The sequence below is a fragment of the Hansschlegelia plantiphila genome, from assembly GCF_027922265.1.
GTDB classification, from domain to species: domain Bacteria; phylum Pseudomonadota; class Alphaproteobacteria; order Rhizobiales; family Methylopilaceae; genus Methylopila; species Methylopila plantiphila.
In genome coordinates this window covers 590813-616382 of sequence record NZ_BSFI01000008.1, presented here as the reverse complement: position 1 = coordinate 616382, position 25570 = coordinate 590813, and the positions used below count along the sequence as shown (strand labels likewise).

Genomic DNA, 25570 nt, shown 5'->3' with positions numbered 1-25570 from the left:
GAACGATGAGCAACGCGATGTGGGGCGGCCGGTTCGCCGAAGGGCCGGACGCGGTGCTGGAGGCCATCAACGCGTCGATTGATTTCGACCGCCGCTTCTACGCCCAGGACATCGCCGGCTCCAAGGCGCATGTCGCGATGCTGGCCGCGACCGGCATCGTGTCGAAGGCCGACGCCGCCGCGATCACCAAGGGTCTGGACGAGGTCCTGGCCGAGATCGAGAGCGGCGAGTTCACCTTCTCGCGAGCGCTCGAAGACATCCACATGAACGTCGAGAGCCGGCTAGCGGAGATCGTGGGCCCAGCCGCCGGGCGTCTGCACACCGCCCGCTCGCGCAACGATCAGGTCGCGACCGACTTCAGGCTGTTCGTCCGCGACGCGCTGGACGCCCTCGGGGCTTCGCTGCTGCGGCTCCAGCAGGCGCTGGTGGATAAGGCCGCCGAGAACGCGGCCTCGGTGATGCCCGGCTTCACCCATCTGCAGAGCGCGCAGCCCGTGACCTTCGGCCACCATCTACTGGCCTATGTCGAGATGATCGGCCGGGACCGCGGACGTCTGTCCGACGCCCGCAGGCGGCTGAACGAATGCCCGCTGGGCTCGGCCGCGCTCGCCGGCACGTCCTTCCCGATCGACCGCGAGATGACCGCGCGGGCGCTCGGCTTCGACCGGCCGACGGCGAACTCGCTCGACGCCGTCGCCGACCGCGACTTCGCGCTCGAGACGCTCTCCGCCGCCGCGATCTGCGCCGGGCACCTGTCGCGCTTCGCCGAGGAGATCGTGCTGTGGTCGACGCCGCAGTTCGGCTTCATCCGGCTGTCCGACCGGTTCTCGACCGGCTCGTCCATCATGCCGCAGAAGCGCAACCCGGACGCCGCCGAGCTCGTGCGCGGCAAGTCCGGCCGGGTGATCGGCGCTCTGGTCGGGCTGATGACGGTCATGAAGGGCCTGCCGCTCGCCTATTCCAAGGACATGCAGGAGGACAAGGAGGGCCTGTTCGACGCGCTCGACACGCTCGACCTCTGCATCGCCGCGACGACCGGCATGGTCGCTGACATGGTCCCGAACCTCGCCGCGATGAAGCGCTCGGCGGGCGCGGGCTACGCGACCGCGACCGACCTCGCCGACTGGCTGGTGCGGGTCGTCGGCATGCCGTTCCGCGAGGCCCATCACGTCACCGGCCGCATCGTGGCGAAGGCGTCTGAGGCGAAGCTGCCGCTCGAGAAGCTGCCGCTCGAGGCGATGCAGGAGATCGAGCCGCGCATCACGGCCGACGTCGCAGGCGTGCTCGGCGTGGTGAATTCCGTGAAGAGCCGGACCAGCTATGGCGGCGCCGCGCCGGCGAACGTCCGCCGCCAGGCCGCCCGCTGGCGCAAGGCGCTTGCGAAACAGGCCGCCGCGCTCGAAAAGAGTGCGGCGGCCGTCTAAGGTCCGCCGCGCCCATCTGAGGATCACCAGCCCGTGCCGAGCCGAGCCGTCGCCCTAGCCAGCCTGTTCGTCCTCGCGCTCTGCCTCGGCGCCTGCGGCAAGAAGGGCGATCCGGAATATCCGCAGGGCACGCAGGTCGAGACCGTCACCAAGCCCGACGGCACGACCGCGAAGCGCCCGAAGAAATCGACCCGGCCCTTCGTGCTGGACGGCCTCCTTAACTAACCCCGCCGGCGGCGCGCCAAGCCATGCACCACTTCGCCTATGTCGACGGCGCGCTCCACGCCGAGGGAACGCCGCTCGCCCGCATCGCGGCCGAGATCGGCACGCCGGCCTACGTCTATTCGACGGCGACGCTGAGCCGCCACGTCCGCGTGTTCGACGAGGCGTTTTCCGGCCTCGACCACCTCGTCTGCTATGCGGTCAAGGCGAACTCCAACCAGGCGGTGCTCGCCACCATCGCGCGCCTCGGCGTCGGCATGGACGTGGTCTCCGGCGGCGAACTGCTCCGCGCGCTGAAGGCGGGAACGCCGGGCGAGAAGATCACCTTCTCGGGCGTCGGCAAGACGGCCGGCGAGCTCGCCGCCGCGCTCGATGCGAAGATCCTGTGCTTCAACGTCGAGAGCGAGCCGGAGCTGCGGCTGCTCTCCGAGATCGCGGCCCAGCGCGGCGAGACCGCCCACATCGCGCTGCGGGTGAACCCGGACGTCGACGCCCAGACCCACGCCAAGATCTCGACCGGCTCGTCGGAGACCAAGTTCGGCGTGCCGATCGACCGCGCACGGGCCGTCTACGCCGAGGCCGCGGCGCTGCCGGGGATCCGGGTCGCGGGCGTCGACATGCATATCGGCAGCCAGATCACCGACCTCGCGCCGTTCGAGAGCGCGATCGCGCGGCTGGTCGGCTTCGTCGGCGAGCTGCGCGCCGACGGCCACGCCATCGACCATGTCGACGTCGGGGGCGGGCTCGGCATCCCCTACCGGCTCTCGAACGAGCCGCCGCCGCTCCCCGACGCCTACGCCGCGATGGTGAAGCGCCTGACCTCGGGCGTCGACGCCAGGCTGATCTTCGAGCCGGGCCGGCTGATCGTCGGCAACGCCGGGATCCTGCTCACCCGCGTGCTGTTCGTGAAGCAGGGCGCCGACAAGACCTTCGTGATCGTCGACGCGGGCATGAACGACCTGATCCGGCCCACGCTCTACGAGGCCTATCACGAGGTCTGGCCGGTCGCGGAGCCGGCGCCGGACGCCACGCGCGCCCGCGTCGACGTCGTCGGCCCGGTCTGCGAGACCGGCGATTATCTCGCGCTCGACCGCGAGATGGCCGTCCCGAAAGCCGGCGACCTGCTCGCCGTCATGACGGCCGGCGCCTATGGCGCGGTGCAGGCCTGCACCTACAACTCCCGCCCGCTGGTCCCGGAAGTCCTGGTCGACGGCGACCGCGTAGCGGTGGTGCGCCGCCGCCCGACGCTCGAGGAGCTCCTCGCCCTCGACCAGCTGCCCGACTGGCTGACGTAGAGCTCTCTCTCTCGCCTCCTCTCGAGGGAGGGGTCGTCTAGGCGGCGGCTCATCACCCTACGGTGACGCCCGGCGCGCGGGGTGGCCCCCCGGACGGTCCATGATACCATCGCGCCCGTATCTCCCATCGGCCGATGGCCGGAGACCGGCGTTTGAAGAGCACTGCACCCGACGATCCGAACGGCGCCCGCGGGCCCCTGATCGACGCGATCGTCGCCAAGGCGCGGTTGGCGCTCGTCTGGGAAGGCGCATGGCCCTGGCTCGCGGCGGCGCTCGGCGTGGTCGTGCTGTTCCTCGCGGCGTCATGGTTCGGGCTGTGGGACGCGCTTCATCCATTGGGCCGCATGGCCGGCGTCGCGCTGTTCGCGCTCGCCTTTCTGGCCGCGCTGGCGCCGCTCCTGCGCCTCGCCGCGCCGGATCGCCGGACCGCGCTCGCCCGCGTCGACCGCGAGAGCGGGCTTGCGCACAGGCCGGCGACCAGCCTCGACGACAGGCTTTCGGCGACGACCGAAGACCCGCTCACCCGCGCGCTCTGGCGGGCGCACCGCGCCCGCATCGGCGACGACGCCAAGCGCCTGCGCGCTGGCGCGCCGGCCCCGCGGCTGGCGGTGCGCGATCCCTATGCGCTGCGTTTCCTGCTCGGCCTCGTCGCGGTCGCGGCCTTCGTCTTCGCCGGCGCCGACCGCGGCGACCGCGTTCGCGCCGCCTTCGACTGGACGACGCCGGCCGCCGAAGTCGTGCCCGCCCGCGTCGACGCCTGGGTGGCGCCGCCCGCCTATACCGGCCGTCCGCCGATCTTCCTGACCGCCCGCCCCGGCGCCCGCCCTGCGGACCAGCCCGCGGCCGCCGTTCCGGACAACACGCCCGAAATCCTGCGCGCGCCGATCGGCTCGGTCGTCGTCGTGCGCGGTTCCGGAGGTTCGGTCGAGATCACGGCGACCGGAGCGGCGGCGCCGGAGGAGACGCCGGGCAAGGCGCCCGAAGGCCTCATCGAGCGCCGTTTCAAGCTGACCGGCGACGCCGAGCTCAGAATCGCGGCGGCCGGGGCCCCGGAGCGCATGTGGCGCTTCTCGGCCATCCCGGACGAGCCGCCCTCGATCAGGCTGTCCGGCGAGCCGCAGCCGAACGCGCGCGGCACGACGACCATCGCCTACGAGGTCAAGGACGATTACGGGATCGCTTCGGCGGAGGCCCGCTTCGTGCTGAAGCCGCCGCCCGGGGACGCGCCGCCCAAACCCGCGACGGCCGAAGCAGCGGCTCCCGCCGCGAAGCGCCCGCTCTACGAGGCGCCGAAGCTTGCGCTCGCGCTCCCCAAAGCCAAGGCGCGCGAAGGCAAGGCGGACACCGCCCTCGACACGATGGAGCACCCCTTCGCCGGCGCCTGGGCGACGATGACGCTGACCGTCCGCGACGAGGCGGGGCAGGAGGGGGCGAGCGCGCCGCGCGACATCCGGCTTCCCGCCCGCAGCTTCACCAAGCCGCTCGCCAGGGCGCTCGTCGAGCAGCGCCGCATCCTCGCAATGGACGCCAACGCCAAGCCCCGGGTGCTTCAGGCTTTGCGCGCGCTCACCGCCTATCCGGAAGAGTTCACGCCGCAGGCCGGAATCTATCTCGGCCTGACCACCGCCTATCGCCGGCTGGAGAACGCGGTCAGCGACGACGAACTGCGCGGCGCGGCCGACTATCTCTGGGAGATCGCGCTCCGCATCGAAGACGGCGATCTGCCCGAGGCCGAGCGCAACCTGCGCGCCGCCGAGCAGGCGTTGCGCAAGGCGCTCGAGAACGGGGCGTCGGAACAGGAGATCCAGAAGCTGACGCAGGACCTGCGGGCGGCGCTGGAGAAGTTCATGCAGGAAATGGCGCAGCAGGCCCAGAAGCAGAACCAGGGTCAGCCGCCCCAGCAGGGCCAGAACGGCGCGCGGGAGGTCCACCCGCAGGACCTGCGCGACATGGTCGACCGCATGGAGAAGCTCGCCAAGCAGGGCTCCCGCGACGCCGCCCAGCAGGCGCTCGCCGACCTCCGCAAGATGCTCGACAACCTGCAGAACGCCCAGCGCCAGCAGGCCGATCCGGACGCGCAGGCGAAGGCCGAGCAGATGAACAAGCTGCAGGACATGATCCGCGAGCAGAGCAAGCTGCGCGACAAGACGTTTCAGCAGTATCGCCAGAACGACCGCGTCGAGCGCAACCAGCGAGGGAAGAGCGAGCAAGGGCGGCAGACCGAGGGCGAGCAGGCGATGAAGGATCTCGCCCAGCAGCAGCAGGCGCTGCGCGACAAGCTCGATCAGCTGATGAAGCAGATGCAGGAAGGGCAGGGCCAGCAGGGCAAGGAGCCGGGCCAGCGTCAGGGTCAGAAGAAGGGCGGACAGCCCGGCCCGAAGGGTGAGCAGCAAGGCGAGCAGGGCGAAGGCGAACAGCCGGGGCAAGCGGGTCAGGCGGCGAAAGACGGGCGGTCAGGCGAGGAGGCGCTCGGCGACGCCGGCGAGAGCATGGGCGAGGCCAAGGGCGCGCTGGGGCAGGGGGAAACCGGCGACGCGCTCGACCAGCAGCAGAAGGCGCTTGAGAACCTGCGCAAGGGCGCGCAGGCGATGGCCGAGCAGATGCAGGGCAAGGGCAAGCCCGGCCAGAAGGGTCAGCAGGGAGAACAGGGCGCGCAGAACGGCGAGGACGGCCGCGACGACGACCCGCTCGGCCGCCCGTCGCGCCGCCGCGAGAGCGACGGCAACGCGACCAAGGTGCCCGGCGAGATCGACGCCCAGCGCGCCCGCCAGGTGCTCGACGAGCTCCGCCGCCGCCTCGGAGACTCGGACCGTTCGCGCGAAGAGATCGACTATCTGGAACGCCTGCTGACGCCGTGATCCCCAGGCGCCATGCCGGCCGAGGCGACGCGCGACGCCGGGACCGTTCGCCGATCCGCCCGGGATGACGGCCTCCGTCACTCCCCGATCGCAACCCCCTCCCGGCGCGGATCCACCCCGCCCGTCAGCCCCTCCGGGCCGATCGCGACCGCCTGCAGCCCCGAGGTGAGGTCGGCCGAGACGGTCGGGTAGCCAAGCGCGCGGAGCGGGCCGGAAAACGCTTCCGCGGGCGTGCCGCGTTCGAGTTCGAACGGACCGTAACGGTTGAGCATGTTCGGAAGCGCGACCGCCTGGGCGACGTCCATGCCCCAGTCGAGGTGGGCGACCAGCGCCTTGACGACGAAGCCGATGATCTGACTGCCGCCCGGCGAGCCCACCACCAGCGCGGGCCGTCCGTCCTTCAGGACGATGGTCGGCGACATCGCGGAGCGCGGGCGCTTGCCGGGTTCGACGCGGTTCGCGACCAGGGCGCCGTCCCTCTCCGGCCGGAAGGCGAAGTCGGTGAGCTCGTTGTTCAGCATGAAGCCGCGGACCATCAGCCGGGAGCCGAACGCCGCCTCGACGGTGGTCGTCATCGAGACCGCGTCTCCCTCGGCGTCGACGATCGACAGGTGGCTGGTGCCCGGCAGCTCGATCGCGCGGTCGGGCGCGAGCCGTTCGCCATGCGAGAATTTTGGGCGGCCGGGCTCCGCCGTTTCGAGCGCCCGGTCGCCCGTCAGCAGTTTCGCGCGGTCGGCGAGATAGTCGCGGGCGACGAGGCCTGTGGTCGGCTGGTGCAGGAACGCAGGATCGGCGACATAAAGCTCGCGGTCGGCGAAGGCGAGCCGCGAGGCGTCGCCGATGAGCCGCCACGCCTGCAGGTTCTGCGGCCCGAGGGCCTTGAGGTCGCTCGGCTCCAGCATCCCGAGGATCTGCGCCACCGCGATCCCCCCCGAGGAGGGCGGCCCCATCCCGCAGACGTCGTAGACGCGGTAGCCGCCACACACCGCCGGCCGCTCGATCGCGGTGTAGGAGGCGAGGTCTGCGGCCGAGAGCAGGCCTGGATTCCGCGCGCCGCGGACGGCGGCGACGATGTCGTCGGCGATCGGCCCCGCATAGAACGCCGCGGCCCCGCCGTCGCGCAGGGCCTTCAGCGTCTCGGCGTAGGCCGGATTCTTCAGGCGATCGCCCGCCTTCAGCGGCGCGCCGCCGGGCAGGAAGTAGGCGCTCGCCGCCGGGTCGCGCGAAAGGCGCCCCGCGTCGGCCGCGATCTGGGCTGCGAGCCGCGGGGAAACCTCGAAGCCGTTCTCGCTCAGATCCAGAGCCGGGCCGAAGAGCGTGGCCCAGGGCAGTCTGCCGAACCGGCGGTGGGCGGCCTCCAGCAGCCGCGGCGTGCCCGGCGTCCCGACCGAACGGCCGCCCAGCACCGCGTTCATGAAGCCGAGCGGCTCGCCATGCTCGTCCTGGAACAGCGCAGGCGTCGCCGCCCCCGGCGCGGTCTCGCGGCCGTCGAATGTCGTCAGCCCCTTTGTTGCGGCGCTCCAGTGCACGAGGAAGGCGCCGCCGCCGAGGCCGGAGGACTGCGGCTCGACAAGCCCGAGCACCAGCTGCGCCGCGATTGCGGCGTCGACCGCGCTGCCGCCCGCCCGCAGCATTTCGGCCGCCGCCCGAGCGGCGTGCGGATTCGCGGCCGCGACCATCCAGTTCCTGGCGCGGGCGAGAGGCTTCGGCTTGAGGCCGGTCGCGATCTCCGGCGCGAACGCGTCGGAGGACTGGCGCGCCTCCTGCGCGACAGTCCCGAACGCGAACCACGCCACGAACAGCGGCGCGACCAGGCGGATCGATCGTCGCATCGGCCGCTCCGTAAACGTCATGCGCCGGATATGACGACGATCCGGTCGCCCGATTAACCCGAAGTTACCCCGGCGTTAACTCGCTTTTAAGGTTAACCGATCATTACGATTGGCCAGCGCCGCCCGACAGTTTTTGACGGGCGCAGGGGCCTCCCTCATGTCGGTCAGCGTCTCTTCGGTCGTCTTCAGGCTCGCCGCCGCGGCGGCGCTCACGGGCCTGCTCGCAGGCTGCAACGCCGATCGCGAGGTCACCGGCTCGATCATGAAGACGAGCGCGACCCGCGAGGTCGTGACGCCGGAACAGCGAGAGGCGCGCTGGCGCGAACTCGCGGCGTCCTACGGCGAGGCCTATCAGAAGAACCCGTCCGACGCCGCGGCCGGCTACGGCTACGGCCTCGCGCTTCGGGCGCTCGGGCAGCGGGCGCAGGCGCTTGCGGTGCTCGAAGCCGCCAGCATCAAGAATCCGAAGCAGAAGCAGATCCTTGGCGCCTATGGCCGGGCGCTCGCCGACGTCGGCCGCTACGATGACGCGCTCGCCGTGCTCGAGCGCGCCCACACTCCCGACGCGCCGGACTGGCGCGTCTTGAACGCCCAGGGAGCGATCCTCGACCAGCTCGGCCGCAGCGAAGAAGCCCGCGGCTATTACGAAGCGGCTCTCAAGATCGCGCCGGGCGACCCGGCGATCCTGTCCAACCTCGGCCTGTCCTATGCGCTGAACCGCGACCTTGCGAAGGCCGAAGCCACGCTTCGCCTTGCGGCCGCGAGCCCAAGGGCCGACGACAAGGTTCAGGCGAACCTTGCTCTGGTCGAAAGATTGAAGACCGCGCCGCGGAGCAAGGCGAAGATCGCGGGCTGAGGTCCTATTTGCGCGGTTTCCAGGAACCCGCGGCCGCAAAAGCGTATAGGATCAACGGACTTCCGGCCAACATGCGCCGTCGGGGGTGATTTTCAGCCCCAGATGCGCATCGCCTGGAAGCGCCAATATGCTGATCCGCTACGGCTATGAGATCGCGCTGCACTGCCAGGCCCCGACGCCGATCGTGTGCCTGCTCTCGGTGCATGACGACCGGATGGCCGACATCCGCGATCCCGAGAAGGTCTTCACCACCCCGATCACACCCACGACGACCTACCGCGACCTGTTCGGCAACCGCTGCCGCCGCCTGGTGGTCCCGGCCGGCGACTTCAAGCTGTGGGGCGACGCCACGATCGAGGACGACGGCCTGCCGGACGTCGCGCTCCCCGACGCCGAGGAATGGCCGGTCGCCGACCTTCCGGACGACACGCTCGTCTACCTCATGGGCAGCCGCTACTGCGAGACCGACCGGCTGAGCCAGGCCGCATGGGACCTGTTCGGCCATCTGGCGCCCGGCTGGGGCCGCGTCCAGGCGATATGCGACTTCGTCCACGCTCACATCACCTTCGACTACCAGCAGGCGCGCTCGACCCGCACCGCATTCGACGCCTTCAACGAACGCATCGGAGTCTGCCGCGACTTCGCGCATCTGGCGGTGGCGCTCTGCCGCTGCCTCAACATCCCCGCCCGCTACGTCAACGGCCACCTTGGCGACATCGGGGTTCCCGTCGTCGATCCGATGGACTTCAGCGCCTGGATTGAAGTTTTCGTCGGAGGCGCATGGCGCACCTTCGATCCCCGCAACAACATTCCTCGGATCGGCAGGATCGTCGTCGCCCGCGGGCGTGACGCCGCCGACGTTCCGCTCATCAACTCCTTCGGCCCCCACACGCTGACGTCGTTCAGGGTGTGGACATACGAGGTCGATCGCGTCCCGGCGGGATGACTCCTCGAGCCTCACAATTGGAATGAGACGTCCATCCCGCTGCTGGCGTGCGGCCAGGTCTTTGGGTAGGCGTTCAAGACCGTGACCGCGAGATGGAACAATACGTGTTTCCGCAGATCAGCATTCGACGCCGCCTCCGCCCCGTGCTCCGGCGCTCCGACACGATCCCCGGCGGCAGGCTCGCCCGATGACCGGAACGCCGATCGCCCCGGTCACGTTGACTGGCCGCCTTGTCGAACTCGCTCCGCTGTCCCAGGAGCATCATGCCGGGCTGTGCGAGGCGGTGCGTGACGGCGAGCTCTGGCGGCTCTGGTACGCGAGCGCTCCAAAGCCCGAGGATATGGAGCGCGAGATCGCGCGTCGTCTTGCTCTGCAGGCCGACCGCTCGATGCTGCCCTTTACGGTGATCGAACGACCGAGCGGCCGGATCGTCGGCATGACGACCTACATGCACATCGACGTCGCGGGCCCCCGCGTCGAGATCGGCTCGACGTGGTACGCGCGCAGCGTCCAGCGGACCGGTCTCAACACCGAGGCCAAGCTGCTGCTGCTCGCGCGCGCCTTCGACGACCTCGGCTGCCTGGCCGTCGAGTTCCGCACGCATTTTCTCAACCAGCAGAGCCGGCGCGCGATCGAGCGGCTGGGAGCGAGACTGGACGGAGTGCTCCGAAACCACCAGCGCGCGAAGGACGGCACGATCCGCGACACCTGCGTTTACAGCATCATCCCCTCGGAATGGCCGGCGGTGCGCTCTCATCTGACGTGGCTTCTCGAGACGCCGCGCTGACTCGATGGCGGCGCAGCCATTATTCAAGGGTCAGCCCGGCGCAAGCCTCCATGGCTTCTGCGGGCAAAAGAGCGTATGAGGCACCGCACTTCCTTTTTGGATCGCGGCTGAGCCGGCGCATCGCGCGCCTGCCTATCGCCTTGCGCTCATCGAAAGCAGACCCCCCGTGCTCTTGCCGTCCTCCCCGTCCCCGCTTATGCGCGCTCTGTCCGAGCGCGGCTATGACGACCTGACTCCCGTCCAGAAGCAGGTGCTGGCCCGTGAGGTCTCGGGGCGCGACCTTCTCGTCTCGGCGCAGACCGGGTCCGGCAAGACCGTGGCGTACGGACTGGCGCTGGGCGAAACGCTGCTCGACGCCGCGGGAAGTCTCGGGCAGGCCGCGAAGCCGCTCGCGCTGGTCGTCGCTCCGACTCGGGAGCTCGCGCTTCAGGTCGAGCGCGAACTGGTCTGGCTCTACGCCAAGGCGCAGGGACGCGTGGTCGCCTGCGTCGGCGGCATGGACCCCCGCGCCGAGCGGCGCCGTCTCGAGCTCGGCGCGCATATCGTCGTCGGCACGCCCGGCCGCCTGCGCGACCATATCGAACGCGGCGCGCTCGACGTCTCCGAGCTGAAGGCCGTCGTTCTCGACGAGGCCGACGAGATGCTCGACCTTGGCTTCCGTGAGGAGCTCGAATTCATCCTCGAAACGACGCCTGCCGGCCGCCGCACCCTCCTGTTCTCCGCGACGCTGCCCGAGGCCATCGTCCAGATCGCGCGGCGCTTCCAGCGCGACGCCGCCCGCGTGGAAGCGGCGGGCCATGCCGGCGGCCACGCCGACATCGAGCATCGCGCCGTTCGCGTTCATCCGCGCGAGATCGGCAACGTCGTCGTAAACCTGCTGCGCCAGGCGGACGCGCCGGCCGCCATCGTGTTCTGCGCCACCCGCGAAGCCGTGCGCCGTCTGCATGCGACGCTTTCCGAGCGCGGCTTCGACGCCGTGCTGATCTCCGGGGAGCTCGGCCAGGCGGAGCGCAACCGCGCGCTTCAGGCGCTGCGCGACGGCCGGGCGCGGGTCTGCGTCGCGACCGACGTCGCCGCGCGCGGCATCGACCTGCCGAACCTCGGCCTCGTGATCCACGCCGATCTGCCGCACGATGCGGAGATTCTCCAGCACCGCAGCGGTCGCACCGGGCGCGCCGGACGCAAGGGCGTGAGCGTGTTGCTCGTGCCCGCCTCGCGTCGCCGCAAGGCAGAGACGATGATGGTGGAGGCCGGCGTCGTGCCGGTCTGGAGCGGCCCGCCGACCGCCGACGAGATCCGCGCGCTCGATCAGCAGCGTCTGCTCGGCGATCCGGCGCTCACCGAACCTGCGACGGACGAGGATCTGTCGCTCGCGCGCATCCTGATGGCCATGAGCTCGCAGGAGCAGATCGCCGTGGCGCTCGCCCGCCTGCACCGCGCGCGCCTTCCTGCGGCCGAAGAGGTCGCGGACCCCGGCGACCGCTCGACGTCGTTCCGCGATCGCCCGGAGCCCGGCCACCGCGCCGGGCCTTCGACGGCCGAGCCCGCCGAGCGTCGCGGACCGTTCGGCGCAAGCGTCTGGTTTCGCCTTGCGGTCGGACGCAAGCAGAACGCCGACCCCAAATGGCTGCTTCCGATGATCTGCCGCCGTGGCGGGATCACCCGCAAGGAGATCGGCGCCATCCGCATCTTCGATGTCGAGAGCAAGGTCGAGATCGCGGCTGACGCCGCCGAGGGTTTCGCAGCCTCCGCGCTCCGGGCCGAGAAGGGCGACGTCGTGATCTCTCGCCTCGACGTCGCCGGCGGCGACGAGCGCCGGGCCCCGGCCCCGCGCGCCCGGCCGCCTTACGCCAAGCCCGCCTATGCAGCGCCCGCGCAGCCGCGCGAGAAGCGCGAACGGCCTCGCCACGATCGCGCCGAGCGTCCGGCCGGCCAGCCGAAGCCGTTCAAGCACGGCGCCAAGGCGCGACGCACCTGAGGATATTCAGGGTTCGATAGGCGGCGCGAGACCCGACGAGCGCCCGGCGATCAGCCAGTGCGTCAGGCCGCCGACGAAACCGCAGGCCAGGATCTGGCCGGCGTTGAACATCGGCGCGTCGAACCCGCTTGGCGTCAGAGACCAGGGCAGCACGGCCGTCATGGCGCCGGCGACGGCGTGATAGACCCACGACCGGATCGAGAACATCTCAGCGATCAGGATCGCGACGATGGCCGGCGCGCCCATCAGCGGAGCGAGCAGGAAGCACAGCGTCGCCGTCGTCACCGACATGTCGTAGCCGAGCAGCATCACCTCATCGGGAAAGCGCGCCACCGCCGCGAGCTCGTCGCTCGACATGAACGCCAGCATCGCAACGCCCGCAAACAGCCCGCACACGAAACCGAGCGGGGCGAGCAGGATGCGGGCTACGAGGCGAGGAAGCATGTTGTCAGAACGCCGCCGGCGCCAGTCCGTTCGGCGTCGGAGGGCGCCTATTCCGCGGCGGCAAGCGCCTCGCGCTCCTTCGCGCGCATCCGCTGCGTCTCGGACTTCAGCTGGCCGCAGGCCGCCGAAATGTCACGCCCCCGCGGCGTCCGGACCGGGCTTGCGTAGCCCGCACGGAACACGATCTCGGAGAACCGCTCGATCGTCGCCCAATCGGAGCATTCATGCGGGCTGCCGGGCCAGGGATTGAAGGGGATCAGGTTGATCTTGGCGGGCATTCCGCTCAGAAGCCGGACCAGTTCGCGGGCGTCGGCAGGACTGTCGTTGACGCCCTTCAGCATGACGTATTCGAAGGTGATGCGCCGCGCGTTCGAGGCGCCGGGATAGGCCCGGCACGCATCGAGAAGCTCGGCGATCGGGTACTTCCTGTTGATCGGCACCAGTTCGTTGCGCAGGTCGTCACGGACCGCGTGGAGCGAGATCGCGAGTTGCGCGCCGGTCTCCTCGCCGAGGCGGCGCATCTCGGGCACGACGCCCGATGTCGAAACCGTGATCTTGCGCCGGCCGATTCCGAGGCCTTCGCCATCGGCGATCACCGCGATCGCATCGCGCACGGCGTCGAGATTGTAGAGCGGTTCGCCCATACCCATGAAGACGATGTTGGTGACGAAACGCCCTCCGTCCCTGGGGACGGCGGCGCTTTCGGAAGCGTCGCCTAGCCAATCGCCGAGCCTGTCGCGCGCTACGATCAGCTGCGCGACGATCTCGGCGGCCGTCAGGTTCCGCACCAGAACCTGCGTGCCGGTGTGGCAGAACGAACATGTGAGGGTGCAGCCGACCTGACTGGAGACGCAGAGGGTGCCGCGGCCTTCCTCGGGGATATAAACGGTCTCGATCTCGGCAGGCCTCGTGCGCGGGCCCTGCGCCGGCATGCGGAGCAGCCATTTGCGGGTGCCGTCGGACGAGATCTGCTCGGAGACGATCTCCGGCCGGCCGAGCGTGAAGGCGTCGGCGAGCAGAATTCGTAAATCCTTGGAGACGCTAGTCATTTCATCGAATGACGTCGCGCCGCGATTGTGGATCCAGTGGTTGAGCTGGCCCGAGCGCATCTTGATCTGACGTTCCGCCACGCCGACGGAGGCAAGCGCCTCGCCCAGCCGCGCGCGCGTCAGGCCGACGAGCGACGGCTTCGCAGCGGCGGGCGCGGGCTGCGGCGCGATGTCGAGGTTTCGGGAGATGTCGAGCAGCGTCATGACGTTCGGATGCGTCGGTCGATCAAGTCCGGGCGGTCGGAAACAGCGCCGTTCCTATCACGGACGGAGAGCGAAGGCGACCACGCGGCTCAGGCGTTTCGGGGGCCATAGGCCGCCATGAAGACATCGACCGCCTTGTTGACGAGGTATTCGATGCGCTCGGCCGGCGGCGCGGGCTCAGCGCCGATCAGCACCGGCATCATCACTGCGCCGTGGGACATGGTGAGGAACTGCTTGGCCGCGACCTCCGGGTCGTCGATGACGAGATCGCCATGCTCGACCTTGAGCTTGAGCCATTCCGTCAGCCGAGCCCAGCCCTGACGCGGGCCGGCCTGGAGGAACAGCTGGCCGATCTCCGGCTGGCGGTCGGCGGCGCCGATCACCATCCGGACCGTCGAGACATGGGACGGCTCAAGCATCGCGTCGACGAAGCTGAGGCCGAGCCGCCGCAGCGCGTCGCGGACATCGTGTTTCTCGGCGTCGAGCTCGAACAGCCGCTCCGCGGTCTGGGCGCACTGGCTCTTCACCAGCGCTGCGAAAAGCTCTTCCTTGCTGTCGAAATAGACGTACAGGGTCCCTTTCGAAACGCCGGCGGCCTTGGCGATCTCGCCCATGCTGGCGGCGTCGAAGCCCTGCGCGAGGAAAACCTGGCGGGCGCCGTCGAGGATCTGACGGCGCTTCGCGCTGTCCAAGGCGTCCGCCGCCGGAGTTGTCGCGGTCTCGGTTTCCATCCCGGTCCGACGTCGTCCTGTCCGAGCGCCTGTTGACGCCAGCTCGTCCGAGCCTCGCTCAAGAGCATGTTCCGCGCAATCCGAGGGACGGCTTGTCATGGCGCGCTGCGCTCTTTCCTGCGTGAACAATTGACCGAACGGTTCGGTCATATCTATGCCTTCGCTGCGCAAATGTCGAGAATTGACCGAACCGTTCGGTCAATTTGTTATGCGACCTTTAGCGACACGCCGCAGCGCCGTCCAGCGATCGAGGCTCGCTCGTCCCGCTCGGCACGTCAGGTCGAAGGCATTCGTTTACCTTGTTCGGCCAAGCTGCCGAAGGGCCGCCATTGTGCGGTCGACGTCGCGTTGAGTTCCGGAGTTCCGCCGTGGCGCAGTCCTTGTCTTCAGCAGCCCTCGCGCTGGCGGTCGCGCTCGCGGCCCTCCCAGCCTCCGCCCAGACCAGCGATCCGATCGGCGCGCTGCTCGGCTCCGAGAATGTGAGGCCGGCGGACGTCACCGGCTCGATCGAAAGCGCGCCGCTCGGACCGCCGAGCCAGCCGGCGCCTCTGGCGCCCCGTCCAGCGGAGCCCCGCAAGCAGCCGTCCGCAGCCAGCGACAGCTATCCTGTCGACCTGCTCATCACGCTCGCGAACGACGCCGTTTTCACCCCCGACCCCTATCCGAAGGGCCAGCGCTCCGATCCCAGGATGATCAAGCTGCAGGTTCTGCTCGACCGCAACAACGCCTCGCCGGGCGTGATCGATGGTCTGTTCGGCGACAACGTCGTCAAGGGCGTGATGGCGGTCGAGGAGATGTTCGGCCACAAGGTCGACGGCCAGATCGACGCCGAGCTCTGGGCGGCGCTCGAGAGCAGCTCGGCCGAGCCGGTGCTGACGCCCTATACGATAACCCCTGAGGACGTGGCCGGGCCGTTCATCCCGACAATGCCGCAGGACTACGCCGAGCAGGCCCAGCTCGCCGGACTCTACTATCGCGACGCCGCCGAGATGCTGGCCGAGCGCTTCCATATGGACGAGGCCTTCCTCCGCCGGATCAATCCCGACGTGACGTTCGCCGAGGCGGGAGCCGAGATCATGGTGGCGAACCCCGGCAAGCCGCTGAAGGCGCAGGTGACGAGCATCATCGCAGACAAGGGCCGCAAGCAGATCCGCGGCTACGACGCGACCGGCCATCTGGTCGTCGCCTACCCCGCGACGATCGGCAGCGCGGATCTGCCGTCGCCCACCGGAATCCATGCGGTCAAGGCGATCGCGATCAATCCGGACTATTGGTACCGGCCGAAGGTCAACTTCGTGCAGGGCGCCAACACCAGCGCGCTCCGCCTGCCCCCCGGCCCGAACGGCCCGGTGGGCGCGACCTGGGTCGGGCTCGACAAGCCGACCTACGGCATGCACGGCACGCCGGAGCCCTCCAAGATCGACAAGACCAACAGCCACGGCTGCGTGCGCCTGACCAACTGGGACGCCCGCGAGCTCGCGGGCCTCGTGAAGCCCGGCGTGCCGGTCGAGTTCCGAGAGCCGGAAGGGAACGCGCCAGCCGACCCGGCGGACGCCGCCCCCGAGGCGCCGGTGGCGGAGGCGCCCGCCCAGCAGGACATCCTGCAGGAGCCGACCCGGCGCATCCCCCTGGTCAGCGAGCGCCGCGCCGAAGCGCGGTGACCCTGCCTCGAGCCCGCCGGCCGGATGGGTGGTCGGGTCGTCAAGCCGGAGGTGACGCAGACGGGCCTCACCCTCTCCCCCAGCGGAGAGCAGATCGCAGGCGTCGGGGACCGTCTCGCAAATCGAGCGCCCGTGCCTCGCGCCTTATTGGCGGTAGGAGCTACGCCCGTCCCATCGCGCGGGCCGTCTCGGCAAGCTTGCCCGGCTCCGTCACTGGCGGCGAGCATCGAGACCCGGCGCAGACATAGGCGCTGACCTGTTCGCGCCCGGCCCGCGCAGGGTGCCTTTCGGGGAGCGCGTCGAGCGACGGCGTCCGACGGATCACGCGCTCCGAGGCGGGCAGCGCCAGCGCCTCGGCGTGGAGGGCCTCCGCGACGTCGCCCTCGCCCACCACCACGATCGACGCCAGCCGCAGCCGCTCGTCGAGGACGTTGAGAAGCCCCGCATGGCCGACGGGGTTCGCCGCCATCCGTCCCATCAGGGCTGCGATCTCGCCGTCGAGGCGCGTCAGGAAATCCTCGTCCGCGTCGAAGGTCGCGAGCCGGATTGAGGCTGAGAGCAGGAGCGCCGTGCCGCTCGGCAGAGCCTCGTCGACCAGCGCCTCCGGCCGTGTGACGAGGGGCGGCGCGTCGTCGGCGTCGACGGCGAAGCCGGGCCCGTTCGGATTGCGGTGGTGCGCGAGCGCCGCGTCGATCCACCCCGCCGCAGCGTCTCGGAATGCGGTTTCGCCGGTGACGCCGGCGAGCGCGAGCCCCGCCAGCGCCATCGCGCCGTAGTCGGTGGCGAAGCCGGGATAGACCAGCCGACCGTCGCGCCAGGCATGGCCGAGGCGCTCGCCTTTCGCCATCGTCGAGGCGACGAAATCGAAGGCGGTCCGGGCCATCTCAAGCGCGTCGGGGCGGTTGAGCGCTCCGGCGCTTTCGGCGAGCGCGGCGATCATCAGGCCGTTCCAGTCGGCGAGGATCTTGTCGTCGCGGCCGGGGCGCACCCGCGTCTCGCGGGCGGCGAGCAGCCGGGCGGAGACCGACCGCAGGCGGTCGTCATCGACGATAAGGTCGTCCGGCTCGGTGAGCCGGTTGGGGATCGAGACCTCCTCCCAGTTGCCGTGCGGGGTGATGTCGAGCGCAGCCGACGCGAAGGCCGCGTCGTCCCGGCCCAGAACTTTGTCCAGTTCGTCACGCCGCCAGACGTAGAACTTGCCCTCGACCCCCTCGCTGTCGGCGTCGAGGCTCGCGGCGAACGCGCCATTGGTCGTCATCTCGCGCGCGAGCCAGTCCACGATCCCGTGCGCCGCGGCGAGCAGGCGCCGGTCGCCGGTCTCGCGGCCCACGCCCGCGAACAGCGTCAGCAGCTGGGCGTTGTCGTAGAGCATCTTTTCGAAGTGCGGAACGAGCCAGCGATTATCCACCGAGTAGCGCGCGAAGCCGCCGCCGAGATGATCGTGGATGCCGCCGCGCGCCATCCGGCGCAGGGTAAGGACGGCGGGAGCGGCGAGCTCCGCCTCGCCGGTGCGCCTGCCGGCGCGAAGCAGCATGTCGAGCACGCCGGCCTGGGGAAATTTCGGCCCGCCCGGAAAGCCCCCGGACACCGGGTCGAACGCCCGCGCGATGCGGCGGGCGACCTCATCGAGCTCCACCGGACCGAAGGCCTCCGCCGCCGGCCCCTGCGGCCGCAGGCGCTCCGCGATCGCGGCTGCGTTCGCGACGATGCGGCCCGGCTCGTCGCGGAAGACGCCGGCGATGGTGCGGACGACGTCGGGAAAACCCGGTCGACCATAGGCCGGAGTTCTGGGGAAATATGTTCCGCCCCAGAACGGCTCGGCGTCGGGGGTGAGGAACATCGTCAACGGCCAGCCGCCCTGCTGGCCGAGCGCATGAAGCGCGGCCATATAGATCTGGTCGACGTCTGGCCGCTCCTCGCGGTCGACCTTGATCGCAACGACGTGCTCGTTCATGACGGCCGCGACGTCCTCGTCCTCGAAGCTTTCATGCGCCATGACGTGGCACCAGTGACAGGCGGCGTACCCGATCGACAGCAATACTGGGCGGTTGAGCCGCTTCGCCTCGTCGAAGGCCTCCGGCGACCACTCCCACCAGTCGACGGGATTTTGCGCGTGCTGCAAGAGATAGGGGCTGGCCGAGAGGGCGAGGCGATTGGACATGGGCTCGCGAACTGTCCTTTGCGGGTCGGGGACTCTTTATGAACCAATCTAGCGCGTCCGGCGGCCGCGACACGATCGCCGCGCTCTCGACCGCGCCGGGCCGAGCAGCGATCGCGGTGATCCGCATCTCTGGCCCCCAAGCGGGCGCGACGCTCGATGCTCTGGCGGGCGCGCGGCCGGCCCCGCGGCGCGCCTCGTTCCGGGCGTTGCGCCACCCGCGGACTTCGGAGGTCGTCGACCAAGGCGTCGCCCTCTGGCTGCCGGGTCCTGCGAGCGCGACGGGGGAGGATCTGTGCGAGCTGCAGATACACGGCGGGCGCGCGACCGTTGCGGCGACGCTCGACGCCGTGCTCTCGGTCGAGGGCGTGCGGATGGCGGAGCCCGGCGAGTTCACCCGCCGCGCCTTCCTGTCCGGCCGCATGGACCTCGCCGAGGTGGAGGGCCTCGCCGACCTGCTGTCGGCGGAAACCGAGAACCAGCGGCGGCAGGCGCTGCTCCAGTCGTCCGGCGCGCTGTCCGCGCGGATCGAAGGCTGGCGGGAGCAACTGATCTCGGCGATGGCGCTGGTCGAGGCCGGCATCGACTTCTCCGACGAGGGCGAGGTCACGGAGCATGCGCGTAGCCTCGCGCGCGACGAGCTTTCGACGCTCGCAGGCGATATGAACGCGGCCCTCGCCGACACAAGGGCCGAGCGCCTGCGCGACGGGTTCCGCGTCGCGATCGTCGGGCGGTCGAACGCCGGCAAGTCGTCGCTGCTGAATGCGCTGGCGCGGCGGGAGGCGGCGATCGTCGCCGCCGAACCCGGAACGACGCGCGACGTCATCGAGGTTCATCTCGATCTCGAAGGCCTGCCGGTCATCCTCGTCGACACGGCGGGGATCCGCGACGCCGGCGACGCGGCCGAGCGTGAGGGAGTGCGGCGCGCAGGCCAGCAGGCGGCGGCCGCCGATCTTGTTCTGTGGCTGGAGGATCCAGCGGATAGGGCCGAGCCGGAGGTCGGCGGGACGGTGTGGCGGGTGACTAACAAGATCGACCTCGCGGACCAGCCTTTCGCCGACACAGATCACAGGATCTCCGCGAGGACCGGGGCGGGCTTGGACGTCCTGATCTCAGCGATCGCCGCGGCGGCGCGGGACGCGCTGTCGTCGGAGGATGTGGGGGTGACGCGCGCGCGGCACCGAGACGCGCTGCGAACCGCCGTCGCGTCGCTCGACCGGTGCCTGTCCGGTTGGGACGACCTCGCCGACGAAATCGTCGCCGAACTCCTGCGCCGAGCCGCGGAAGAGCTCGGCCGCATCACGGGCCGCGTCGGCGTCGAGGACGTTCTCGACAAGCTGTTCGCCTCATTCTGCATCGGAAAGTGAGCGGATAGCCACGCCGCAGACGCTGTTTCACGTGAAACATTGCGCGCCCGGCGAAGTCGCCCTAAGCACCCGCTATGAGCAACCTTTCCGCCTTCGATGGAAACTTCGACGTCATCGTCGTCGGCGGGGGCCATGCGGGCTGCGAGGCGGCGGCGGCGGCGGCGCGGATTGGCGCGCGGACGGCGCTGGTCACCCACAGCGCAGCGACCGTCGGGGCGATGTCGTGCAATCCGGCGATCGGCGGGCTCGGCAAGGGCCATCTCGTCCGTGAGATCGACGCGCTCGACGGGCTGATGGGCTGCTGCGCCGACGCGGGCGGCATCCAGTTCCGCGTGCTGAACCGCAGCAAGGGTCCGGCCGTTCGCGGCCCGCGCGCGCAACAGGACCGCGGTCTGTACGCTGCCGCAATCAAGGCCGCGCTGGCCGCTCAGGCGGGGCTGACGATCGTGGAGGGCGAGGTCGACGACCTCTCGGTCGATGGAGGCGCGGTCGCCGGCGTCATTCTGGGCGACGGACGCCGCCTTGGCGCCCGCGCGGTCGTGCTGACGACCGGGACCTTCCTGCGCGGACTGATCCATATTGGCGAGCGGACAGTCCCCGCCGGCCGCGCGGGCGAGGCGCCGGCGCTCGGCCTGTCAAAACGGCTCGAGGCGCTCGGTCTGACGCTCGGACGGCTGAAGACGGGCACCCCGCCCAGGCTCGACGGCCGCACCATCGATTTCGCGGCGCTGGAGGAGCAGCCGGGCGACGCCCCGCCCGAGCCTTTCTCGACGCTGACGGACGCCATCACGACCCGACAGGTCTGCTGTCACGTCACCCGCACCACGGCCGAGACGCACGACGTCATCCGACGGAACATCGATCGCTCGCCGATGTATTCCGGCCAGATCGCGAGCCGCGGCCCGCGCTACTGTCCGTCGATCGAGGACAAGGTCGTCCGCTTCGGCGACCGCGACAGCCACCAGATCTTTCTGGAGCCGGAGGGCCTCGACGACCCGACGATCTATCCGAATGGAATCTCGACCTCGCTTCCGGAGGAGGTGCAACGAGCGCTCGTCCGGACGATGCCTGGGCTGGAGCGCGCCGAAATCCTGCGGCCGGGCTACGCCATCGAATACGATCACGTCGACCCGCGGGAACTCGATCCGACGCTGGAGCTCAAGAAGCTCCGCGGCTTGTTCCTCGCCGGCCAGATCAACGGCACCACCGGCTATGAGGAGGCGGGCGCACAGGGGCTGCTCGCCGGCCTCAACGCCGCGCGGCGGGCGGGCGGCGGCGACGTCGTCGTCATCGACCGGGCGGAGGCCTACCTCGGCGTGATGGTCGACGACCTCGTCACGCGCGGCGTCACGGAGCCCTACCGCATGTTCACCTCGCGCGCCGAATACCGGTTGTCGCTGAGGGCCGACAACGCCGATCTCCGGCTGACCGAGCGCGGCGAGGCGCTGGGCTGCGTCGGCCCGGAGCGCGCCGCCGCCTTCCGGCGCAAAGCCGGCAGGCTGCGGGCCGCCGAGGCGCTCGCCCGTTCGCTTTCAGTCACGCCGACCGAGGCGGGGCGCGCCGGGATCGCGGTAAACCGCGACGGCCGGCGGCGCAGCGCCTTCGACCTTCTCGCCCTTCCCTCGGTCGGGCGCGACGAGGTCATCCGCCTGTGGCCAGAACTGGCTACGATCGACCACATGACCTTCGCGCAGATGGAGATCGAGGCGTCCTATGCGGTCTATCTCGACCGCCAGGAGGCCGACATCCGCCGTCACCGCGCGGAGGAAGAAGCGACGCTGCCCCGCGACATCGACTATCGCGCGATCGCAGGTCTTTCGGCCGAACTGTCGGAGAAGCTGTCGCGGGTTTCTCCGCGCACGCTTGGACAGGCAGGCCGGATCGAGGGCATGACGCCCGCCGCGCTCGCCCTGCTGTCCTCGCGCGTACGTCGGGCTTCGGCGTGACGCCGGATCGCACAGCCGACCGCGCCGCCGCGCGGAAAGTGATCAATGTTTCACGTGAAACATTGGCGCGGCTCGACCAGCTCGTCTTCATGCTCGACCGCTGGCAGGCGACGATGAATCTGGTCGCGCCCGCCAGCCTGCCCTTCGTCTGGACCCGCCACGTCGCAGATAGCTTTCAGCTTCTGGCTCTCGCCCCGACAAAACCAGATGTCTGGGTCGATCTCGGTTCCGGGGCGGGCTTCCCGGGCCTGGTGGTCGCGGCGGCGCTGCCCGGGACGTCCGTGCATCTCGTCGAGAGCAACGTCAAGAAAGCGGCGTTCCTGCGCGAGGCGTCTCGAGCGATGGGCGTTGGCGCCGTCATCCACGCCGCCCGCGCCGACGCGGTGGTCGGAAAGGCGATCGAAACCGCCGACATCGTCAGCGCCCGCGCGCTGTCCTCGCTGTCGGAACTGCTTGGCCACGCCAGTCCGCTGTTGAAAACCGGCGCAGTTGGTCTGTTCCCCAAGGGTCGCGAGGTCGAAGCCGAATTGACCGCGGCGCGGGAATGCTGGAGATTCAACGCCTCGCTTCACCCGAGTCTGACGGACGCCGAGGCGCGCATCGTGCGGATCGACGGTTTCGACGGCCCACGGTAGGCATGATTTCGCGCGAGGACGCGACGGAGTCGACCGCTATGCTCTCCTCAGCCTTCCCCCCCGGCGCGCCCCGCGTGCTGACGCTCGCCAACCAGAAGGGCGGCGTGGGCAAGACGACGACCGCGATCAACCTCGGCACGGCGCTGGCCGCCATCGGCGAAACCGTGCTGATCGTCGATCTCGATCCGCAGGGAAACGCCTCCACCGGGCTCGGCATCGACCGCAAGGCGCGCAAGCTCTCGACCTATGACGTCCTGGTCGGCGACGCCACACTTCGCGAGGCGGTGCACGAAACCGCCGTGCCGCGCCTCTATGTGGCGCCGTCGACGATGGACCTGCTCGGCGTCGAGTTGGAGATCGCATCCGAGAAGGATCGCGTGTTCAGGCTGCGCGAGGCGGTGGCTGCGCTCCATCACGCCGGGGGTGAGCCGCGCTTCACCTATGTGCTGGTCGACTGCCCGCCTTCGCTCAACCTGCTCACGATCAACGCGATGGCCGCGGCCCACGCCATCGTGGTGCCGCTGCAGTGCGAGTTCTTCGCGCTGGAAGGCCTCAGCCAGCTGCTCCGCACCGTCGAGCAGGTGCGCACGACGCTCAATCCGAAGCTCGCCATCCACGGCGTCGTGCTGACGATGTTCGACCCGCGCAACAACCTCTCCGGCCAGGTGGTCGCCGACGTCCGCCAGTTCATGGGCGACAAGGTCTATGAGACCATGATCCCCCGAAACGTGCGGGTCTCGGAGGCGCCCTCCTACGGCAAGCCGGTGCTGCTCTATGACTTCAAATGCCAGGGCTCCCAAGCCTATCTTAAGCTCGCCTCGGAGGTCATCCAGCGCGAACGCCTGTTGAGAGCGGCATGAGCGCGACCCGGAAGGAGCAGACCATGGATGAGCCGCAGCGCTCGCGACTGGGCCGCGGGCTGGCCGCGCTGATCGGGGACGTCGGCGAGGAATCGTCGGTGATGGAGCGCGCGAGGCCGCAGCGCCGCGCGGCGATCGCCCATCTCCGGCCGAGCAAGGCGAACCCGCGCCGCTCGTTCCGCGAGGAGGACCTGGAGGAGCTCACCTCCTCGGTGCGCGAGAAGGGCGTGATCCAGCCGATCCTCGTTCGCCGCGTTCCAGGCGAGGGGGAGGCTTACGAGATCATCGCCGGCGAGCGCCGCTGGCGGGCGGCGCAGCGGGCAGGCGTGCACGACGCTCCGATCGTGGTGCTCGACGTCACCGAGCGCGAGGCGCTGGAGATCGCGATCGTCGAGAACGTGCAGCGCGCCGATCTCAACGCCATCGACGAAGCGGCGGGCTACGAGCAACTCGTCGCGCAGTTCTCCTACACGCAGGAGGATCTCTCGCGCGTCATCGGCAAGAGCCGCAGTCATATCGCCAACACGCTGCGCCTGCTGAAGCTTCCGGACGCGGTGAAGAACCACGTCGCGGCGGGGGCGCTCACCGCCGGCCATGCCCGCGCTTTGCTCTCGTTGCCGGACCCCGCCTCCGTCGCCGACAAGGTGGTGGCGCGCGGCCTCTCCGTGCGCGACGTCGAGGCGATGGCGCGCGCGCCCGAAGTGAAGAGCCTCGGCCGACCGCGAAAGGCGCCGGTCGAGAAGGACGCCGACATCCGCGCGCTGGAGACAGAGCTTGGAGAGGCGCTCGGCCTCGAGGTGACGCTGACCCCGCGCGGGACCGGCGGCGATCTCTCGATCCGCTTCGCCTCGCTCGACCAGCTCGAACTGGTGCTTCGCCGCCTACGGGGCTGAGATCAAGCGCGTTATCTAGGCCGCCGTCATTCTGGCTGAAGCGAAGCGAAATGCCGGAATCCATAGTCGCGACCTGAATTTAGATTGGCGCGGTCGGAATGACGGGTTGGGGGCGAGATCGCTGCCGCTCGAGCCGTCAAACGCCTTCCTGCTGGTCCCCGGCCCTCGCGAACACACCTCACCCGGCCAGAAGGCTTCAGGGCCCCGCAGAGACGATTTCCCCGCTGGACGTCCGATCGTCCAGGCGCTTCGCGAAAACGCCGCCAGCGACTCTCTGAAAGAGTCGCGAAAACGCTCAAAAATACAACTTTTACGGGAACCGCGCCGTCGTCTTAGCCGGCGACGTGCTATCGACCCGCCCGCGCGGCCTCGCTTGCGATCGCGAGCAGGGCGCGCTCCGACGCCGCTTCGCCGATCGCGGCGGACTTGCGCGACAGAGTGACGGCGTCGGCGAGGCGGGTCACCGCCTCGATCAGGCGCTGCGACGTCCAGCGCGAGAGCGCGCGCTCAAAAGACTCCTTGCGGCGGAAGTGGATCGCGCCGCCGGCGCTTTCGACCACGGAACGGGCCGACCGTCCGCCGTCGAAGTCGCCGCGCATCTTGTGAAGCGCAAGCGCGTGGCGCAGCGCCGCCATCAGCACCACGGAGGTCGGCGTGCCCCCCGTGCGGAGCGAGCGGAGCGCGGCCGCCGTGTCGGCGGCGCGACCGGAAAAGGCGGCGTCGACCGCCTCGTCCATGCCGACCTCGCCCGCATCGGCGATCACCGCGACGATGTCGTCCGGCTCGATCCGGCCCGCGCCCATCGCATAGAGGCAAAGCTTCTTCACCTCCTCGCGCGCAGCCAGGCGATCGGCGGAGAGATGGGCCGAGAGCAGCGACCGCGCGTCGGGTGAGATCGTGAGGTTCGCCGCGCGCATTTCCTCGTCGATCAGGCGTTCGCGGCCGGCCGCCTCATCGGCGTAGCAGGGAAGCGCCGCGGCGTGGGCGTGCTTTTCGCACAGCGCGCGCAACGGGGCGTTCTTCTTGAGGTCGCCGGCCTCGATCACGGTCAGCGATTCCGGCGGCGGTCCCGAGAGCAGCGCCTCGACGGCCGAGACGATCGCCCGGCCGCCGACGCGCACCCGGATCGCCCGCTTGCCGCCGAACAGCGCGATGGTTCGGGCCTCGTCCGCCAAGCGGCCGGGGTCGCCGGCGAGCTCGTCGCCGTCGAGCCGAATGAGCGCGAAGGGATCGTCGGAATTCTCGACCGCCCGCGCCGCGAGCTTCGCCGCGCGCTCGGCGACGAGGCCGGCGTCCGGCCCGTAGAGCAGCACGGCGTAGGCGTCGGCTTGCGGCCGCGAGAGGAAGGCGTCGACGGCTGAAGCTTTGATCGCGACCATGGGGCGGACGGTGCGGGGGCTGGGGATGCGGCGTCAAGCGACTGC

At 70.1% G+C, this 25570-nt stretch carries 20 protein-coding genes; 14 read left to right on the top strand and 6 right to left on the bottom strand.

From position 1 onward, the window contains the following. Positions 1–5: 5 nt before the first annotated feature. From argH to PKE75_RS12670, 4 genes are all read left to right on the top strand, one after another. Positions 6–1424 carry an argininosuccinate lyase gene (gene argH / locus PKE75_RS12685; RefSeq protein ID WP_271169089.1) on the top strand — a complete coding sequence of 473 codons (1419 nt, stop codon included), beginning with the start codon at positions 6–8 and terminating at the stop codon, positions 1422–1424. 33 nt (positions 1425–1457) lie between these two features. After that, positions 1458–1649, top strand: coding sequence for a hypothetical protein (locus tag PKE75_RS12680; RefSeq protein WP_271169088.1), 192 nt, complete (start codon positions 1458–1460; stop codon positions 1647–1649). Between the two features lie 23 nt (positions 1650–1672). Continuing rightward, positions 1673–2941: a diaminopimelate decarboxylase gene (gene lysA, locus PKE75_RS12675; protein ID WP_271169087.1), complete on the top strand. Its 1269-nt coding sequence runs from the start codon at positions 1673–1675 to the stop codon at positions 2939–2941. Positions 2942–3093: 152 nt separating this feature from the next. After that, positions 3094–5799, top strand: coding sequence for a TIGR02302 family protein (locus tag PKE75_RS12670; RefSeq protein WP_271169086.1), 2706 nt, complete (start codon positions 3094–3096; stop codon positions 5797–5799). A 77-nt stretch (positions 5800–5876) separates the two neighbouring features. Here the strand turns inward: PKE75_RS12670 and ggt are convergent, their stop codons facing one another. Continuing rightward, a complete protein-coding gene (gene ggt, locus PKE75_RS12665; protein ID WP_271169085.1) occupies positions 5877–7631 on the bottom strand; it encodes a gamma-glutamyltransferase in 1755 nt (584 codons plus the stop codon). Positions 7632–7788: 157 nt separating this feature from the next. Between ggt and PKE75_RS12660 the strand changes: the two genes are divergently transcribed. The 4 genes from PKE75_RS12660 (at position 7789) to PKE75_RS12645 (ending at position 12198) form a co-directional block, all read left to right on the top strand. Further along, positions 7789–8487 carry a tetratricopeptide repeat protein gene (locus PKE75_RS12660; RefSeq protein WP_271169084.1) on the top strand — a complete coding sequence of 233 codons (699 nt, stop codon included), beginning with the start codon at positions 7789–7791 and terminating at the stop codon, positions 8485–8487. A gap of 127 nt (positions 8488–8614) precedes the next feature. Beyond that, positions 8615–9433 carry a transglutaminase-like domain-containing protein gene (locus tag PKE75_RS12655; RefSeq protein WP_271169083.1) on the top strand — a complete coding sequence of 273 codons (819 nt, stop codon included), beginning with the start codon at positions 8615–8617 and terminating at the stop codon, positions 9431–9433. Between the two features lie 187 nt (positions 9434–9620). Then, a complete protein-coding gene (locus PKE75_RS12650; protein ID WP_271169082.1) occupies positions 9621–10220 on the top strand; it encodes a GNAT family N-acetyltransferase in 600 nt (199 codons plus the stop codon). Between the two features lie 196 nt (positions 10221–10416). Next, a complete protein-coding gene (locus tag PKE75_RS12645) occupies positions 10417–12198 on the top strand; it encodes a DEAD/DEAH box helicase (protein ID WP_271169081.1) in 1782 nt (593 codons plus the stop codon). 6 nt (positions 12199–12204) lie between these two features. Here the strand turns inward: PKE75_RS12645 and PKE75_RS12640 are convergent, their stop codons facing one another. From PKE75_RS12640 to PKE75_RS12630, 3 genes are all read right to left on the bottom strand, one after another. Then, positions 12205–12642 carry a hypothetical protein gene (locus tag PKE75_RS12640; RefSeq protein ID WP_271169080.1) on the bottom strand — a complete coding sequence of 146 codons (438 nt, stop codon included), beginning with the start codon at positions 12640–12642 and terminating at the stop codon, positions 12205–12207. Between the two features lie 47 nt (positions 12643–12689). Beyond that, on the bottom strand, positions 12690–13895 hold the full coding sequence (rlmN, locus tag PKE75_RS12635; RefSeq protein ID WP_271169079.1) for a dual-specificity RNA methyltransferase RlmN: 1206 nt from the start codon (positions 13893–13895) through the stop codon (positions 12690–12692). Between the two features lie 89 nt (positions 13896–13984). Next, on the bottom strand, positions 13985–14587 hold the full coding sequence (locus PKE75_RS12630; RefSeq protein ID WP_309298811.1) for a TetR/AcrR family transcriptional regulator: 603 nt from the start codon (positions 14585–14587) through the stop codon (positions 13985–13987). A 419-nt stretch (positions 14588–15006) separates the two neighbouring features. Here PKE75_RS12630 and PKE75_RS12625 point away from each other — a divergent pair, with 419 nt between their 5' ends. Next, positions 15007–16287 carry a L,D-transpeptidase family protein gene (locus PKE75_RS12625; protein ID WP_271169077.1) on the top strand — a complete coding sequence of 427 codons (1281 nt, stop codon included), beginning with the start codon at positions 15007–15009 and terminating at the stop codon, positions 16285–16287. Between the two features lie 160 nt (positions 16288–16447). Here PKE75_RS12625 and PKE75_RS12620 read toward each other — a convergent pair whose 3' ends face one another. Further along, the gene (locus tag PKE75_RS12620) at positions 16448–18448 is read right to left on the bottom strand and encodes a thioredoxin domain-containing protein (RefSeq protein ID WP_271169076.1); all 2001 of its coding nucleotides are present in this window, start codon (positions 18446–18448) and stop codon (positions 16448–16450) included. 38 nt (positions 18449–18486) lie between these two features. On the opposite strand from PKE75_RS12620, the gene mnmE reads away from it, so the two are divergent. The 5 genes from mnmE (at position 18487) to PKE75_RS12595 (ending at position 24146) form a co-directional block, all read left to right on the top strand. Then, positions 18487–19812, top strand: coding sequence for a tRNA uridine-5-carboxymethylaminomethyl(34) synthesis GTPase MnmE (mnmE, locus tag PKE75_RS12615; protein WP_271169075.1), 1326 nt, complete (start codon positions 18487–18489; stop codon positions 19810–19812). A 74-nt stretch (positions 19813–19886) separates the two neighbouring features. Further along, positions 19887–21758: a tRNA uridine-5-carboxymethylaminomethyl(34) synthesis enzyme MnmG gene (gene mnmG, locus PKE75_RS12610; protein ID WP_271169074.1), complete on the top strand. Its 1872-nt coding sequence runs from the start codon at positions 19887–19889 to the stop codon at positions 21756–21758. A 38-nt stretch (positions 21759–21796) separates the two neighbouring features. Beyond that, positions 21797–22393, top strand: coding sequence for a 16S rRNA (guanine(527)-N(7))-methyltransferase RsmG (rsmG, locus tag PKE75_RS12605; protein ID WP_271169073.1), 597 nt, complete (start codon positions 21797–21799; stop codon positions 22391–22393). A gap of 38 nt (positions 22394–22431) precedes the next feature. Further along, positions 22432–23253 (top strand): ParA family protein, encoded by an 822-nt coding sequence (locus tag PKE75_RS12600; RefSeq protein ID WP_271169072.1) that lies wholly within the window; start codon positions 22432–22434, stop codon positions 23251–23253. After that, positions 23250–24146, top strand: coding sequence for a ParB/RepB/Spo0J family partition protein (locus tag PKE75_RS12595; RefSeq protein ID WP_271169071.1), 897 nt, complete (start codon positions 23250–23252; stop codon positions 24144–24146). The genes PKE75_RS12600 and PKE75_RS12595 overlap by 4 nt, the downstream gene beginning before the upstream one ends. Before the next feature lie 347 nt (positions 24147–24493). On the opposite strand, the gene holA is transcribed toward PKE75_RS12595, so the two are convergent. Further along, positions 24494–25525, bottom strand: a complete 1032-nt coding sequence (gene holA, locus PKE75_RS12590; protein ID WP_271169070.1) for a DNA polymerase III subunit delta — start codon at positions 25523–25525, stop codon at positions 24494–24496. Between the last annotated feature and the right edge of the window lie 45 nt (positions 25526–25570).